This is a genomic window from Intestinibacillus sp. NTUH-41-i26 (assembly GCF_032769475.1).
GTDB classification, from domain to species: Bacteria; Bacillota; Clostridia; order Oscillospirales; family Butyricicoccaceae; genus Agathobaculum; species Agathobaculum ammoniilyticum.
Genome location: NZ_CP136477.1, coordinates 767,956 through 783,750 on the forward strand (window position 1 = coordinate 767,956; position 15,795 = coordinate 783,750).

General features: G+C 49.8%; 18 protein-coding genes, 1 tRNA gene and 1 pseudogene. 4 read left to right on the plus strand and 16 right to left on the minus strand.

Features of this window, described 5'->3' with window-relative positions:
- Position 1 precedes the first annotated feature (1 nt).
- The 16 genes and pseudogenes from RX717_RS03785 to RX717_RS03860 all read right to left on the minus strand — a co-directional run bounded on the left by RX717_RS03785 (position 2) and on the right by RX717_RS03860 (position 12,040).
- Entirely contained in the window at positions 2-2,389 is a 2,388-nt protein-coding gene (locus tag RX717_RS03785) for a VirB4-like conjugal transfer ATPase, CD1110 family (RefSeq protein ID WP_316960652.1), read from the minus strand.
- On the minus strand, positions 2,349-2,783 hold the full coding sequence (locus RX717_RS03790) for a PrgI family protein (protein ID WP_002304375.1): 435 nt from the start codon (positions 2,781-2,783) through the stop codon (positions 2,349-2,351). Before RX717_RS03790 ends, RX717_RS03785 begins: the two co-directional genes overlap by 41 nt.
- Positions 2,784-2,800: 17 nt before the next feature.
- On the minus strand, positions 2,801-3,667 hold the full coding sequence (locus RX717_RS03795; RefSeq protein ID WP_002304374.1) for a VirB6/TrbL-like conjugal transfer protein, CD1112 family: 867 nt from the start codon (positions 3,665-3,667) through the stop codon (positions 2,801-2,803).
- Positions 3,668-3,692: 25 nt separating this feature from the next.
- Positions 3,693-3,908 (minus strand): Maff2 family mobile element protein, encoded by a 216-nt coding sequence (locus RX717_RS03800; RefSeq protein ID WP_002576404.1) that lies wholly within the window; start codon positions 3,906-3,908, stop codon positions 3,693-3,695.
- 83 nt (positions 3,909-3,991) lie between these two features.
- Positions 3,992-4,384 carry a helix-turn-helix domain-containing protein gene (locus RX717_RS03805; protein WP_002304334.1) on the minus strand — a complete coding sequence of 131 codons (393 nt, stop codon included), beginning with the start codon at positions 4,382-4,384 and terminating at the stop codon, positions 3,992-3,994.
- Between the two features lie 5 nt (positions 4,385-4,389).
- The gene (locus RX717_RS03810; protein ID WP_002304332.1) at positions 4,390-4,710 is read right to left on the minus strand and encodes a hypothetical protein; all 321 of its coding nucleotides are present in this window, start codon (positions 4,708-4,710) and stop codon (positions 4,390-4,392) included.
- Between the two features lie 12 nt (positions 4,711-4,722).
- Positions 4,723-6,474, minus strand: a complete 1,752-nt coding sequence (locus tag RX717_RS03815; protein WP_002588968.1) for a VirD4-like conjugal transfer protein, CD1115 family — start codon at positions 6,472-6,474, stop codon at positions 4,723-4,725.
- Positions 6,474-6,956, minus strand: coding sequence for a PcfB family protein (locus tag RX717_RS03820; RefSeq protein ID WP_002304320.1), 483 nt, complete (start codon positions 6,954-6,956; stop codon positions 6,474-6,476). Before RX717_RS03820 ends, RX717_RS03815 begins: the two co-directional genes overlap by 1 nt.
- A gap of 36 nt (positions 6,957-6,992) precedes the next feature.
- On the minus strand, positions 6,993-7,304 hold the full coding sequence (locus RX717_RS03825; RefSeq protein ID WP_002304317.1) for a DUF5720 family protein: 312 nt from the start codon (positions 7,302-7,304) through the stop codon (positions 6,993-6,995).
- Positions 7,305-7,314: 10 nt separating this feature from the next.
- Entirely contained in the window at positions 7,315-7,956 is a 642-nt protein-coding gene (locus RX717_RS03830; RefSeq protein ID WP_002588969.1) for a DUF3846 domain-containing protein, read from the minus strand.
- A 54-nt stretch (positions 7,957-8,010) separates the two neighbouring features.
- Complete coding sequence (locus tag RX717_RS03835; RefSeq protein WP_002304315.1) at positions 8,011-8,538, minus strand: hypothetical protein; 528 nt, start codon at positions 8,536-8,538, stop codon at positions 8,011-8,013.
- Between the two features lie 8 nt (positions 8,539-8,546).
- Positions 8,547-9,473, minus strand: a complete 927-nt coding sequence (locus RX717_RS03840; RefSeq protein ID WP_002304314.1) for a ParB/RepB/Spo0J family partition protein — start codon at positions 9,471-9,473, stop codon at positions 8,547-8,549.
- Positions 9,430-10,258 (minus strand): annotated as a pseudogene (locus tag RX717_RS03845) (ParA family protein). Before RX717_RS03845 ends, RX717_RS03840 begins: the two are co-directional and overlap by 44 nt.
- 6 nt (positions 10,259-10,264) lie before the next feature.
- Positions 10,265-11,194 (minus strand): DUF6017 domain-containing protein, encoded by a 930-nt coding sequence (locus RX717_RS03850; RefSeq protein ID WP_002304312.1) that lies wholly within the window; start codon positions 11,192-11,194, stop codon positions 10,265-10,267.
- Entirely contained in the window at positions 11,191-11,394 is a 204-nt protein-coding gene (locus tag RX717_RS03855; RefSeq protein WP_223385014.1) for a hypothetical protein, read from the minus strand. Before RX717_RS03855 ends, RX717_RS03850 begins: the two co-directional genes overlap by 4 nt.
- A gap of 569 nt (positions 11,395-11,963) precedes the next feature.
- Positions 11,964-12,040, minus strand: a tRNA-Arg gene (locus tag RX717_RS03860).
- Between the two features lie 439 nt (positions 12,041-12,479).
- Here RX717_RS03860 and RX717_RS03865 point away from each other — a divergent pair.
- From RX717_RS03865 to RX717_RS03880, 4 genes are read left to right on the plus strand one after another with little or no spacing between them, the layout of a single operon-like run.
- Entirely contained in the window at positions 12,480-13,847 is a 1,368-nt protein-coding gene (locus RX717_RS03865) for a pyruvate carboxylase subunit B (protein WP_242977964.1), read from the plus strand.
- Positions 13,848-13,849: 2 nt separating this feature from the next.
- Entirely contained in the window at positions 13,850-14,191 is a 342-nt protein-coding gene (locus tag RX717_RS03870) for an OadG family protein (RefSeq protein WP_199855180.1), read from the plus strand.
- Between the two features lie 15 nt (positions 14,192-14,206).
- Entirely contained in the window at positions 14,207-14,584 is a 378-nt protein-coding gene (locus tag RX717_RS03875; RefSeq protein WP_107630930.1) for a biotin/lipoyl-containing protein, read from the plus strand.
- A gap of 15 nt (positions 14,585-14,599) precedes the next feature.
- Complete coding sequence (locus RX717_RS03880; protein WP_107630929.1) at positions 14,600-15,751, plus strand: sodium ion-translocating decarboxylase subunit beta; 1,152 nt, start codon at positions 14,600-14,602, stop codon at positions 15,749-15,751.
- The last annotated feature ends 44 nt before the right edge of the window (positions 15,752-15,795 follow it).

Here is a 15,795-nt window from a genome sequence, read left to right on the forward strand (position 1 = left end):
ATTACGCCTCCTTTTCCTGTGCCACCTCGTTTAACTTCGTGGTCATAATGCGATACAGTTCCAGATCTGTCGGGAATCGGTCAATGAACGGCAGAATCACATTGCCATAGAACAGAAGTTCTTCGCCCTCACCGGAGTTGGTTACATAGGACAGCTGATGCGGCGAAATGTTCAACCGCTGTGCCAGAATACTTCGGTCATCGCTTGCCTGATTCAGCATATAGATGAAATCAGAGTTTTCGAGGATGTTGGCAATCTCCGGGGAACGAAGCAGGTCTTTGACATTCTGAGTAATACCGGTCGGCAAGCCGCCCCATTTACGGAATCGCTTCCAGATTTCTACGGAATAGGTTGCCGTCTGTTCTTCCTTCAGAAGCAGATGGAACTCGTCAATATAATATCTGGTCGATTTACCGGCAGAACGGTTGGCAGTTACACGCCCCCAGACCTGATCCTGAACGATCAGCATACCGATTTTTTTCAGCTGATTGCCCAGCTCCTTAATGTCGAAGCACACCAGACGATTCTGAATATCCACATTGGTTCTGTTGTTAAACAGTTTCAGAGAACCCTTAACATAGATTTCCAAGGCGGTCGCTACATGGTGGGCTTCCTTTTCGTCCTGTTTCAGAAGGGCATCATACAAATCCTCAAGGATCGGCATATTCTCAGGGGCAGGATTGTCGAAATATCTCTGGTAAATCTGATGCACACAACGGTCGATAACCGTCTTTTCGATAGGCTGCAAGCCATCCTTACTGCCCATAATCAACTCACAGAGGGACAGGATAAAATCAGCTTTCAGTGCTACCGGGTTGTCATCCTCAGAGTAGTTCAGGTTGATGTCCATAGGGTTGATATAGTTGGTACTGGAGGAGCTGATTTTTACCACCTGACCATTGAACTTGTGAACCAGAGCCGCATATTCCGCTTCGGGGTCGCAGATGATAATATCGTCATCCGTAACCAGGAACGCATTGGTGATTTCACGCTTTGCGGAAAAGGATTTACCGGAACCGGGAGTACCCAGAATCAGTCCGTTGGGGTTCTTGAGCTTCTTTCTGTCCACCATGATAAGGTTGTTCGACAGAGCATTCAGCCCGTAATAGAGCGTTTCTCCACCATTCTGGAACAGCTCCTGCGTGGTGAAAGGCACAAAAATAGCCGTGGAACTGGTAGTCAGGCCACGACGAATCTCAATCAGGTTTTGTGCCAAAGGCAGGCTGCTCATCAGTCCGGATTCCTGCTGAAAATCCAAACGACGCAGATTGCAGTTATGCTTCTGGGCGATGCTCTGTGCCTGGAACACATTGTTCTCCAGTTCCTGCTCGGTGCGCCCGGTGTTCAGCACCAGAAATGTCACCATGAACATTCGCTCATTCTGGCTCTGCAATTCTTTCAGAAGTGACTTCGCATCTTTACCATAGGTAGCAAGGTCAGATGGGATAATGTCCATGTCATAGCCAGAACGCACAGCCTTTTTCTGTTCCTCGATTTTGGAACGGTCAAGCTCGGTGATGATTCTCTTGATGGTCTTAATCGCCGCAGTCTGGTCAACCGACTGGATGTGCATGGTCACGATCTGCGTGGATTCCATATCCAGAAAATCCGCCAGCATACGATCAGACAGGTCTGATGCCGTAATTGCCAGATAAGACATCGAACCGAAGATACTGCCCATCTGGAAGGTGCGGTTGGTCTTAAAGGCAAACGCCGTCGGAGCAATGAAGTCCTTTACGGACAGCCCGGATTCCACAAGATACTTCCAATCGAAGAAGAACTTATCATTATCACCCATGTGGAACATAGAGTGCATCAGATGCAGCCGCTCTTTGCCGTTCATGGTAGTGGCAATGACACCCAAACGCCGAAAGTTATTGAGCAGATCGTTTTCGATATGGTTGAGTCTCGGCTTTGCCTGCCGCATGGATTCGGCTTCAATGCCGAATGTCAGGTACTTGGTTTTGGTCAAGCCGTTGTTGCCCTGCGCCAACTGCTTTTTCAGCATCTGGCTATACTCGGCACGGACGGGATTGAAGCTGTCCTTCTTGAACGGGATACGGATACTCTTTTCAAAGCTTTCAGCATCGGTACTCAGGTTCATAAAGGAAAGCTCAAAGTGAATGGAGCTGTCAAAGAAATTCAGGAAACTGCACCACTCATCGAAGATGGCAGTCTTATCTTCCTGCTGTGCCAGCTGATAGTTGATGTCCTGAAACTGAATGGTCTTGGTGTAATAACTGTCAGTGACACGGCAGATGCCATCCGGGAACATTCTCTGAAAGGGAATGGACTGCTGTGCAGTCTGCGGAATACCGTTGTCCTTCTTTGCCCGTTCCACAACAGCTTTAATTTCTCGCTGCTGCTTCCGATTCAGATTTGCAGGCATTTTGATGTTTCTTGCCTGTGGCTTCTTTTTGAAAAACAATTCGTTCAACCTCCTTTTCCAGTTTGTACTGACGCATCAAAGCGTCATAATAGTTGTCCGTCTGATAAGGGCGAACCTTGGGACGAACGAATTTGGTCTGAATGAAGTGTTCTACAACCACTTCCAACGGCTGACTATCCTTTTCATACATTGCCAGAAAGAACAACGGTAACATGACGATCATCATGGACAGTGCTGCAAGGCTCACATTTCCGGTTGCTTTGACCAGAAAGAAAATCGGCACTCCGATGAGCGCCGCCGCACCAAAGCAAAGTAACTGCCGTTTCGTCAGATTGAAGAACACTTTTGTTTTTACCCTCGTCAGGTCACGAGGTACGGGAATATACGCTGCCAAACAATTTCCTCCTTCCCTTAGTGAGCGCTGAATACACCCTTCGCAAGCGAACCAGTCTTAAACAGGGTGAAGCACAAAAGGACGGTGTAGCCCATAACACCCCAGATAGAACCGATGATGTCATCACTGAATGCGATAGACTGAATCAGCACCGCATAAATGCCCACGCAGATCATAATCAGGAATCCCTGGAATCCGATTGCAAACAGCGAACGCAGATAATTCTGTCCGATATTGCTCTGTTCTCTGTTTCCAAAAGTGGAAAGCGGAATCGGGGCAAGGCTGACCATCAGATAAATTTCAATCATTCGACCGTAGACGATCACAAAGATGATGATTGCCAAAGCGGACATCGTGACCTGCACGATAAAGGATTGCAGGAACAAGCCGAGCAAAGGACCCAAATCCATTGCCATCAGCGTTTCTTCCATTGTTTCCAATGCCGAAGCATCTATGGCAGTATTTCCGGATATGATACCGGCGCTTGCGTTTATAACGTGCTGTGTCACATCAAACACAGCCATCGTGATATTGAATGTGTTTGTGATTAACATGACCGCAACAAAAGTCTTGAACACCCATTTGAAGAAGATCCAGGTTTCAAAATTTGCCAGATTGTTGTGGTCAATAATCATCTGAATTAGCTCATAACAGGCAATGAAGGTCAGAATCAAGCCTGCGATTGGGATAATCACTGACTCGGAGATGTTTCGTACCATGGCAAAGACACCCGGCGAAAAATTCGCCGGGGTCATGCCAACGGAGGTTGCTATCTCGCCAACCTGGTTGTTGACGGACTCAAACATCCCCGACAGATTTCCCATAATAGCTGAAACGAGCATTTCTTTCAGCCAGTCTGTGATCTGTTGGAGTATGCTGTCCAAAGGCGATTACCTCCTTGTTTTGTGATTAACCGAACAGTCCGGAGAGCAGAGGTACAAGGGTGGTGCCGATGAGGGCAACACCGCCGCCAGCCATGAGCTGCTTCATGCCCTGGGACTTTGCGCCGGGGTTATCGTTGCCGTAGCCCTCAAGCAGATTGATTGCACCCCAGATGCCAAGACCTGCGCCCAGAGCGATAACGAGAGTCTGAAGAACGGTTACTGCGCTATTGAAAAATGCCATAATATTTTCCTCCTAAAATTTGAAATTGTTTTGAGAATAGAAAAAGCCCTCCGTACTACCGGCATCAAAACCGGACGGAAGGCTTAGTTTACGAGAATCTTTTCAAGGAACTCCTCGACGGTTATCACGCCAAGTTTCTGTTCCATTCTGCTTCTTGCATATTCAGTTTCACAATCATATATATCACCACCACCTTTCATAAGAAACAGCCAATACATTGACTGCAACAAATCTTCACGAGAAGCACAGATTGTCGGTGAAAAAACGACAGGTGAAACCTTCAGAACCTCTGCGAGTTTCGCTGTGGTTTCTGCATTAGGGGTTCGAGCGTTTTTCTCATACTGAGCAATACGGACATCCGCTGTTTTCTCGGAATACCCCATCAGGAGTCCAAGCTCTTTCTGGGTAAGGCGGCGAAATCGTCTAACGAACTTCAATCGCTGCCCAATAGAGGTATCCGTGATCCACCAAGTCATTTTTTTTACACCTCGCTTTCTGCAAATTCTCGATATACAACCTCATTTTTTGCTCTGCGCTTGCCTACGGCTTCACTGGGAGCAAGGTCAGGGTAGGTTGCCTGCACTTTCTGTCTGCTTCTGCGGACAGTTTCAAACCCCGGAAAGCTGCGTCTATCCAGTTCCTTCAAAAACACAGGAACCGTCATGGCATGAATGTCGATGCCACGCAGACCGGAATAGTGTTCCAGTACCATCAGGTACAAATGATTGTCGGTATTTCTTGCCTTGTGGTCGTGTTCCAAGATGTTCTTAACCAGGGCAGATACCGTTTTCAGATTTTCCAAACAGAAACCTCCTTAATCCGCATCGACTACCACAAACTCATCACCTGCCTTGAGCTTCAACCTTCGACTCAGAAACTGCTCAATGTTGAACTCATTTCTCTTATCAAAGTCTGATGTGTACTTATAATTGGGGTGCTGCGTCAGATCGTACTTGTCAGAAAGAAACGGTCTGACACCACGCAACTGCAAAATACACTTGCTGCCATCCAGAACCGCAAGCTCATCTACGCTCGCAAGGTCTTTGCCTAACTTCTGATAATTCAAGCCGTAAGACGGGCTGTTACCTCTGGTGTTGGAGGTGTTGTAGGTGTCGATAGTTTCTTTTCCCAATGCCTGATTCAGTTCTTTGAGCGTGGTTGGCTCAGAACCACCCAGGAAAATTCGGGAATCCATGTTGCCGATGATGGTATCGGCATTGTCTTTATAAATGGCTTTCAGCTGTGATTGTGCCTGGAGAACAAGGCAAGCCGATATTTCACGGCTTCGGATTGTCGCTACCAGTTTTTCCAGATTGGGAATCTGACCGATGTTTGCCATCTCATCAATCAAGCAGCGCACATGAACCGGCAGTCTGCCGCCGTACACATCATCTGCTTTCTCGCACAACAAGTTGAACAGCTGTGTGTAAATCATGGAGATCAAAAAATTAAACGTCGCATCCGTATCTGACATAATCAGAAAGAGCGCCGTTTTCTTATCTCCGAGAGTATCCAACTGCAACTCGTCATAGGCAGTCACATCTCTGACCTCCTGAATATCAAAAGGAGCCAGACGAGCGCCGCAGGAAATCAAAATCGACTTAGCGGTCTTGCCGGCAGCCAGCTTGTATTTTTTATACTGACGGACTGCAAAGTGATTCGGCTTTTTCTTTTCCAGGGCTTCAAACATCAGATCCACCGGGTTCTGGAACTCCTCATCATCTTCCCGCACCTCCATTGCGTTCAGGAACTCAATCAGGGTGGAGAAATTCTGTTCCTCAACCGGAGCTTCATAGTGGATATATCCGATCAAGGCACAGTAGAGCAGCGTTTCCGCCTTCGTCCAGAACTCATCACCGGCTTTTCCATCACCCTTTGTGTTGGCAATCAGCGTTGTCACCAGTTTCAGAATGTCTTTTTCTGAATGGATATAGGCAAATGGGTTATAGTGCATCGACTTCTGAAAGTTGATGGTGTTGAAAATCTTGATGGTGTAGCCATGCTTCAAAAGGGCGTTGCCGCACTCAATCACGATGCTGCCTTTCGGGTCAGTGACCACATAGGAACTGTGCATCTGGAGAAGGTTTGGCTTCAACCAAAAGCGAGTTTTACCGGAACCCGAACCGCCGATAATCAGAACATTCTTATTTCGGGCATTGGCAGGATTCTTCGGGCGATTGCTCATCATCAGCCGCTCCGTTTTCGTCAGGATCACATTGTCCTCGAACTTTGGTGCAATAAACGGCTCAATATCTTTTGCCGTTCCCCAACGAGCAGAACCGTACTCAACATTGTGTCGGTACTTCTTTGCGTTTTTGCCTTTTAGATAGACAGCCAGCCGAAGTCCTGCGCCGCAGAGAATACCAATCAGCAAATCCAACGGGTGAAAGCTGGGAAACGGATTGTTCAGGGCTATCGGAAGGGCATGAAAAAAGCTGAGGATTTTCGCAGATGAATCTGCCCCCTCAGCCAATCTCCATGCTTCTCCTAAATTCGTAGCGAACAACCCTACCAGAAAATACGGTAAATTCAGAATCAGGAGCTTTTTCATTTTTCTCTTATCCATCACAGATCACGCTCCTGTTTCTTCTCTCGAACCTTCTTCGGAATCGCTGCGACAATTTCCTTGAACTTCTTCAGCTGCGCCAGAACGCTCGGCTTTTCATTCTTGGTTAATGCCCTTGCCTGATGTTCCTTGCAGATTGCATCCAAAGCATCTGCATCTTTAGAACGGACAAAAACAAGAAACCGGGGAGGATCAACGGACTTATCTTTTCTTACGGCAAAGTCCACGCCATACTTCTTGGCGAGCTTTTCAAAATCACGGATACTCTCTTTGTCGATCTCAACATTCGTAGCACCCTGATTCTGTCCCAAAAGCTGTTTCACGGATTGCTTTCCATGAACGGCAGGGTCTCGTGCCTTTTTCATCTTCACTTTTTCCCGGTGCTGCAAATACTTGCGGATACCGGCAATGATAGTGCGCCCCGTCAGCTTGGTTGTGCTGATCGCCAGGTTTACTGTTCTGTTTTCAACTTCTTCCTGCATGATTCATCACCTCCTGCAAGCAGTAGAGTGAACAGATTATCGTGCCATATCTCTGTGGTCGTAATACAGATTGCCCTTGGCAACTGCGGCATGGCTGATAATCTTGATATTGCCAGCTTTCTGGTTATCCAGAGCCTTCTGATAACCCACATCGCTCAAATACAGGCGATTTCTTTCGCCTTTCCAACCGACAGGCGATTCATCGGTCAGCACATCGAAAATAATCATGTGCTTGGTGGCGTCATCAAATCGTGCCAAGTCCATATAGGTATGTCCCTGGTACTCCTTGGCACCATCCTGAATCCGCTTTCGCTCCATCAGCTCTCCAATCGTCGAATTTCTTTGCATAAGAACCTCCTTACAGAACATCTCGGTCAGGGTTACTTTTGTGGGGAACCGAATCAGCTTTGACAGGTGCATCTTCTTTCTTCACCATGTCATCCGGCAGGGGAAGCGCCATAATGCTGCGCCCCATGCGTACAAAAGTCTCAGGCTGATGAAAGTGTTCCTCAAACTGCTTCATCAGTTCCGGGGACAGAGAACAAAAATCATCCTCGCCCAATCCCACAACCAGAAAATCACCGGCGATAATGTCATAAATATCGCCGTCATCATCACGCAGCGCACGGTTCAGTTCTTTGCCTACGAGTTTACCTTCGTCGTGCATCACCAGTGCAACCGGCTCATTGAACGGATAAGTTGCCTCAATATCGCCACCTACGGCTTTCTGCAAATCCTCCAGCTCACAGCCGATCTGCACAGCCTGCGGATACATGAACGGCTTTACCAGCAACACATTCATGGTATCTGCCTGTTCTTTCTGAACCTCCCGTTCCTCGGTCGTGCCGAACGCAACACCGGTAAAGTTTTCGGAGTCCAGAATGTACTCCGAATTGTAATAAGCGGCTCTAACCTGTTCCTCTGCCGCATCGTGAGATTCTGCTTGCACCGTAACCGTTTTCTCCAAGGTTTCGGTGATCTTCACATCGTATTCTTTCAAGTTTCGATACCTCCGTTTCTTTGGAAATAAGAAAAGCGACCATCCATGAACCTGTTACAGTTCATAAATAGTCGCATCCACATCGGCTAAAAGCTCGAACAAGCAAATATCGTCCAGTTCGCAAATCAGGGAACCCATGTCGAAGAAAATATCGTCCTCGCATTCCACCGTAGTAACCACGCTGCGGTGTTCGTTAAGACAAATGGCTTCTTCCTTGTCCATCGTGATCGTAGACATACAGGACACCACATAGAATGTCATATCTTCTGCTAACCACAGCTCCTTGCTCTGAATCGTGCGAACTTTTTCATCGCCGCTCATATCTTCTACATAGGACAGAAGCCGCACGGCTCTGCTGTTCAGAAGTACCTTTCCCTGATAGTCGATACCCTCACCAGCAGAGGACAATACTCGATACTCGCTAATCATCTCGGCATTTTTCTGAAACGACTTTGCCAGAAGCGCAGGAGAAATATCATCGAACTCCTCACTGTAGTTTACGAGCATATCTACCATATAATCAGGATCGCAAAGGTCGTAGAGTTCTTCCAAAGCGCCCTGAATGTTTTTGGGTGTAAACATTTTTTACCTTACCTTTCCATTGATTTTTCTCTTTTTTTCTGCCATTGCTCCAAAAGCTGAATGATTTTATCCTCCATCTGCTTGTTGGTATAGGACTTCGGGAAGTATTTTCGCAACGAATCCGTTTTGAAGGTTACTCTGTCCAGCTCTCCCTTCTTGATTTCATTCATAATCTCGCACATCGCATCCAGCGTACACTCGCCCTCCTGTGCGAGCTTTTTAATTCGCTGTGCTTGCGAAAGGGAAGGAGCTGCTTGAGCATAATCCATTGCAGAAAGAAAATCCTTCTGTTCTTCACTTGCCAGATAGGAAAGCTCCACCGCAGGATTGAATTTGATCTGACCCGTATCTACCATATCCAGCAGTTCCGGAATCAGTTCGGTCAGACGGATATAACGGTGTACCTGATTTCTGCTTTCTCCTGCCTCCTGACCGACTATATCCATTGCCTGCAACTTCATCCCAACTTGGGATGAAGTTAAATCGGTGCGTTGACCTTGATGTTTAATCGCATCCAGCTTCATCTTATAAGCAAATGCTCTTTCACTCGGCAGGATACTCTCCCTCTGCAAATTCGCATCAACCATCAAAATAATGGCTGCATCATCGTCCAGGTCACGAACAATCGCAGGCATGGTTTCCTTACCCGCAAGCTCCGATGCCCGGTGCCGCCTGTGACCAGAAACGATTTCATAACCACCGTCGGGGTCAGGACGGACAATCGCAGGAGTGAGAACTCCGAAATCTCGGACGCTCTCTGCCGTTTTCATCATTTCTTCATCATCAACCACACGGAAGGGGTGTCCCTCAAAGGGGTGTAGCTCAGAAAGCGGAATTTCCTGCACACGCTCCTGCTGGGCTTCAGCTCTGGATTGATCGGTGGAGAAAATATCATCGTACCCCTTCAAGCTGATGTTTGCGCCTTTTTTCTGCATTGTTTAACACCTCCTTCGTCAGAATTTTATAGGCTTCGGCAACTTTGCCTTTGGGATCATGCTTGAAGATACTGGTTCCCTCTGCGCTGATTTCCTCTGCACGGACAGAGCGGGGAATGTCGGTCTTGTAAACCTTCAGCTTTCCGCCGTAGCTCTCCCGAATCAGATTGCTGATGTCTTTGGAGTAGTTGGTGCGGCTGTCCACCATCGTCAGAAGAATCCCTTCAATCCTCAGTTTCGGGTTGATTTGCCTCTTGACCTTGTTGATGGTTCCAAGCAGCTGTTCCAGACCCTTTGCAGGAAGGTATGCTGCCTGAACCGGTATCAGCACATTGTCGGCAGCTGCCAACGCATTGACGGTCAGCATACCCAAAGACGGCATACAGTCAAGAAGAATGTAATCATAATTCTGTTTGACTGTATCCAGGTATTGCCGGAGAATGGTTTCCCGGCTCATGGCATTGACCAGTGCTACCTCCATACCTGAGAGTTCGATGTTGGACGGCACCAAATCAACGCCCTCCGGATGATGAAGAATCCCTTCATCGGGAGTAATAGGGTTTTCCATCATAATCTTTCCCATCAGATCGGAAAGTGTCGGAGACAGATCATCCGGGGCAGGGATTGCCCAAACTGACCGTCAGGGAAGCCTGGGGATCGGTGTCTACCAGAAGCACCTTTTTTCCTTCAAGAGCCAAGCCAACGCCCAGATTCTCGGTGGTGGTGGTCTTTCCAGTGCCTCCTTTCTGATTGACCACCGCAATGATGGTTGCTTTTTTCGACATTTATCGTCACTCTCCTTCCTCTCGCTTCATTTTCAATTTCTTAAATCCTCCTTCCAAATATCCGTGTGACATATCGTGCCGAACAAGAGCATCGTAGTAGGTGTCTATTGTCGTCGGCGCATTGTATATCGTAGTCAGCATATACTGACGGATATTTCTAATCTTTGTGGTGTTCTCCTTGAAGCAGTCCATAACATATCGAATGTGTTCGGCATTCAGTTTCATAAACCGACTGCGGACAATTTCTGCCGGACGCTCCTCTGCACCAATGCGAATCAACGGTCGCTTCGTGCAAACTGTTTCAACGATCAACTCCAGAATGTTATCCAGCATTTCGGAATCGTAAGGGTAATCCTTCTTCAACAAATCCATACTGAGCTGATCCGAGAAATAATCAAAGTATTCTTGATACCGGTCATTCTCGTCCATCATTCCACCATTTCCGGAAGGAAAGATAGAATCAGTATCACTAAATTCAGTATTTTTAATATCAGTATTATTACATTGTGATTTCGGAAGTTCTTGAGTTGTGATTTCCATTGTTCCAGAATTGTGATTTTCACAATTCAAGAGTTGTGAATCCACAGCAGAGATAAAGTTCTTCACATAGATCAGGTTGGGCTTTCCCAAACCCTGGCGCTTACGTTCAATCAATCCTGCTTTCTTCTCAAGTTCACTGAGCAGCTTGATAGCCTTTTGTTCAGCACAGTTCAGAGCCATCTTCGCTTCGTCGATTGTAAAAATGATATACACTCTACCGTTTTTATCTATCCAACCATTCTTGGCAGACAGGCTCATGCGGTCAAGCAAAATGCCATACAGCATCTTGGCATCGGCAGAAATATTCCAGAACCTCTCGTTCGTGAACAACACCTTCGGAACTCGATAGAATGTGAATAGATCGGATTGCTGACCGTAAAAATAATCAAAACTCACACGGCTTCACCACCTTCTTTCTGCGGAAAACTTTCTGTTGTCAGCGGAATGCTGCGGAAAGTCGTATCCGTCTTTTCGTAAGGACATCGGGCAAAATAGTAGAAGCGGTATTCCTGTTCATACACATCCATATCAACGAAGCCCCACTTCACGCATAACCTTCTTCGTACACCAACCAATGCACGGGTGATCTCGCCCATAGGGACAGCCATCACATTCCGACTTGGGTTTCGGCGGCAAAGAGATTAAGTAGTAGCAATTATTTCTACCCAGACGGCAGCCCTTTCTGCCATTCGTCCAGAAGTAGCAGTAATGACAGTCGCTCGGCTTGTCTGCGGTATAAACAGGCTTGCTCAAATAAAACACCTCCAATCTCTTGTATTTGCCCATGGGTTTGGGCATAAAAAAAGAGCGCCTATCCATCCCCAATGCGGGGCAAATAGACGCTCTATGTACATAACGATATTTAATTTTATCTGCTATAACTGCATGGTATTCAAAACATCCGCCTTTTTTGATTAGCTGGATTTTTGGCACGATTTTGGGGCTGATTAGCAGGAAGGGCATTTTCATTAGCAAGAACAGCCCGTTTTCTGCTAAAAATTAGCTGGCGATTTTGTCTTATAACAACCGTTCGATTCTGGAGGGGTTGTCAAAAATCAAATTTTGGAGTAGAATTTTATCTCATACAGTGAAAGAGCTTTTTCGTAGCTTTTTATATAAGAAAAGCCGAAAACCCTTGAAAACAAAGGCTTTCGGCGTTGTTCACTGGCGTCCATAAGAGGATTTGAACCTCCGACCCCACGCTTAGGAGGCGTGTGCTCTATCCAGCTGAGCTATATGGACGTGTCTGATATATGATTATAGCCCGATCAAAGTCGAACTGCAATCCCTTATTTAGTTTTTTTTGAGGTGGCCGTTGTAACGCAACCTTAGGAGGCGGACCCTCTATCCTGCTGAGGTACGGAGACATAAATATGTTGTGATTGCCTTTATTATAACAGATGGGTCGCGTTCCGGCAAGCCCCTGCGCGGCACAACACCGCGGTTAAAAAGGGAAGGCAATACGCACAGTATTTTTATATCATACTGTATGACGGGACGATTGTCAATCCAAGAACACATGAAAATACAGACAAAATAAGCAAAACAACTTTGTTAAAATAAAAACATTGCATGCCTGGGAGGAAAGTGCTATGATAAAATTAAGTAAAATGGGGTAGTAGGTAGAGTTTTGTTTTCATACCCTGTTTTGCCGGTAAAGGAGGGCATATTCGTGAAACAAATGCACATCACCGAAACCGTGCTGCGCGATGCACAGCAGTCGTTGATCGCAACCCGTATGCCGTTTGACGATTTTGAAGCCGTACTGGACGATATGGACAAGGCCGGCTATCATTCGATCGAATGCTGGGGCGGTGCGACATTCGACAGCTGCCTGCGTTACCTGCACGAGGATCCTTGGGAGCGGCTGCGCAAAATCAAATCCCACATGAAAAACACCAAGCTGCAGATGCTGCTGCGCGGCCAGAATCTGCTGGGCTACCACCATTATTCGGACGATACCGTCCGCCGCTTTGTGCGCAGGAGTGTGGAGAACGGAATGGATATCATCCGCATTTTCGACGCGCTCAACGATATGCGCAACATCGAAACCGCCGTGGATGAATGCCTCAAGGCGGGCGGCCATGCGCAGGGCTGTATCTGCTACACGCTCAGCCCCATTCACAATCTGGAGATGTTCGTCTCCCTGGGCAAGCAGATCGAAGCGCTTGGCTGCAATTCGCTCTGCATCAAGGATATGGCGGGCATCATGTCGCCGCAGGAATGCTACGACCTTGTCACGGCGCTGCGCGAAAACATCAAGCTGCCGGTTTATGTGCATACCCATGCGACCACCGGCCTGGGCTATATGACCTACCTCAAGGCGGCGGAAGCGGGCGCGGCCGGCATCGACTGCGCGACCTCGTGCTTCTCCGGCGGCACCAGCCAGCCCGCGACCGAGTCGCTGGTCTATGCGCTGGCGCAGATGGGCTTTGACTGCGGCGTGGACAGCAAGCAGTTGAAAAAGGTAAACGACTTCTTCCTGCCGGTCAAGGACAAGTTCTCGGCTAACGGGCTGTTCGACCCCTATGTGCTGTCCACCAAGACCGATGCGCTCAACTACCAGATCCCGGGCGGCATGCTGTCCAACCTGGTGGCGCAGCTCAAGGCGCAGAACGCGATTGACAAACTGGAGGCCGTGCTGGAGGAAACCCCCCGCGTGCGTGAGGACATGGGTTACCCGCCGCTTGTCACCCCGCTTTCGCAGATGGTTGGCGTGCAGGCAACGGTCAACGTCCTGCTCGGCGAGCGGTATAAATCCATCGGCAAGGAGATCAAAAGCTATATCAAGGGCGAATATGGCAAGGCGCCGGGCAAAATTGCTCCGGAGCTGGCGAAAAAGGTGCTGGGCGACGAGCAGCCGATGACCGGCCGCTTCGCGGATACGCTCAAGCCGGAATTTGAAGAGGCGAAGGCCTACCTGGGTAGCCGCGCGCGGAGCGAGGAGGACGTGCTTTCCTACATCGCGTTCCCGCAACAGGCGGAGCAGTATTTTGACCGCCGCGATCAGACCTTTACCGCAAGTTATTCGTTCAAGGAGGTCGGTTGACTATGATACAAGGACCGCTTAGTCCGGTCGAGGCAGTGATGGTTGCGCTGTCCGGCTTTGTGATCGTATTTTTGATGCTGGCATTATTGTGGGGCGTCATCATTGTGGTGTCCCGTATCGTCGGCGGCGTGGAAAAGAAAGCCGCGCCGGTCGCGGCGGCGTCCCAGCCCGCAGCGGCTCCGGTTGCTGCGCCCGCTGCCGCGCCCGCGCCGGCCGCCGCAGCGCCGCAGGTCGTGCTGGAGGGCGTTGACGAAACACAGGCGGCATGCGTAATGGCGATCGTAAGCCATGAAACGGGCATTCCGCTCGACCAGCTCGTGTTCAAGTCTATCAAGGCTGTATAAGGGGGAAAGAAAACAATGAAATATCTGGTTACACTCAATGGGAAACAGTATGAGGTTGAGGTGGACAAGGGCTCCGCAAGCGCGGTCTGCGTCGGGAGCGCGCCGGCGGCTCCGGCGGCCGCACCCGCACCGGCCGCAGCGCCGGCTCCGGCTGCCGCGCCCGCACCGGCGGCTCCGGCTGGCGGTGAGATCGTCGCGGCGCCCATGCCGGGTACGATTCTGGATGTCCGCTGCGCGGCGGGACAGGCGGTAAAGGCGGGCGACGTCCTGTTCATCTTGGAAGCGATGAAGATGGAAAATGAGATCTGTGCGCCGCATGATGGTACCGTCGGTTCGGTCAGCGTGCAGAAGGGCGCGACCGTTGAAACCGGTACGGCGCTTTGCACGATGTAACGGGAGGCGCGTAACATGCAATTTTCATTTATAGGCGCGCTAGAGGAGATCCTGGCCGGCTCGGGCTTCGCCGCATTGTTCAGCGACCCGCGCAGCCTGGTCATGATCCTGATCGCGTTTGTGCTGCTGTTTCTCGGCATCGGCAAAAAGTTTGAGCCGCTGCTGCTTGTACCGATCGCGTTCGGCATCCTGCTGGCGAACTTCCCCCTGACCGGCCTGCTCAACGCGCCGGCAAACGGCGCCAGCCCCGGCATGCTGTGGGTGTTCTATCAGGGGGTAGAGCATGCGATCTACCCCTCGCTGATTTTCCTTGGCATCGGCGCGATGACCGACTTCGGCCCCTTGATCGCGCGGCCGTCCTCGCTGTTGCTGGGCGCGGCGGCGCAGCTCGGCATTTTTGCCGCGTTCCTGATGGCGCTGGCGCTGGGCTTTGCCCCGAATGTAGCTGCTTCGATCGGCATTATCGGCGGCGCGGACGGCCCGACCGCTATCCTGGTCACCTCGCGTCTGGCTGCGGATTACCTGCCTGCAATCGCGATCGCCGCGTATTCCTATATGGCGCTTATCCCCCTGATACAGCCGCCGCTGATGCGCGCGCTGACGACCAAAAAGGAGCGCGAGATCAAGATGGAGCAGCTCCGTCCGGTGTCCAAGACCGAGAAGATCGTGTTCCCCATCGCGGTAGCGACCGTGGTTATCCTGCTCATTCCGGATACGGCGCCGCTGATCGGCATGCTGATGCTGGGCAACCTGTTCCGCGAATGCGGCGTGACCGATCGTTTGTCCGACACGGCACAAAACACGCTGTGCAATATCGTCACCATCTTCCTCGGCCTGTCTGTCGGGTGTAAGGCGGTCGCGGAGAAGTTCCTGACCATGGAGACGATCAAGATCATCGTCCTCGGCTTGATCGCGTTCATGTTCTCCACGATCGGCGGCCTGCTGTTCGGCAAGATCATGTGCAAGCTGTCGGGCGGCAAGGTCAACCCGCTGATCGGCTCGGCCGGCGTTTCCGCAGTCCCGATGGCCGCGCGCGTTTCGCAGGTCGAAGGCCAGAAGGCCAACCCGGCGAACTTCCTGCTCATGCACGCCATGGGTCCGAACGTTGCGGGCGTAATCGGCTCCGCTGTCGCGGCGGGCTTCCTGCTGAAAGTATTCGGCGCGTAAGCGGGCGCCGCAAAAACAGAGCGCAAGGGCGCCGGACGATTCCG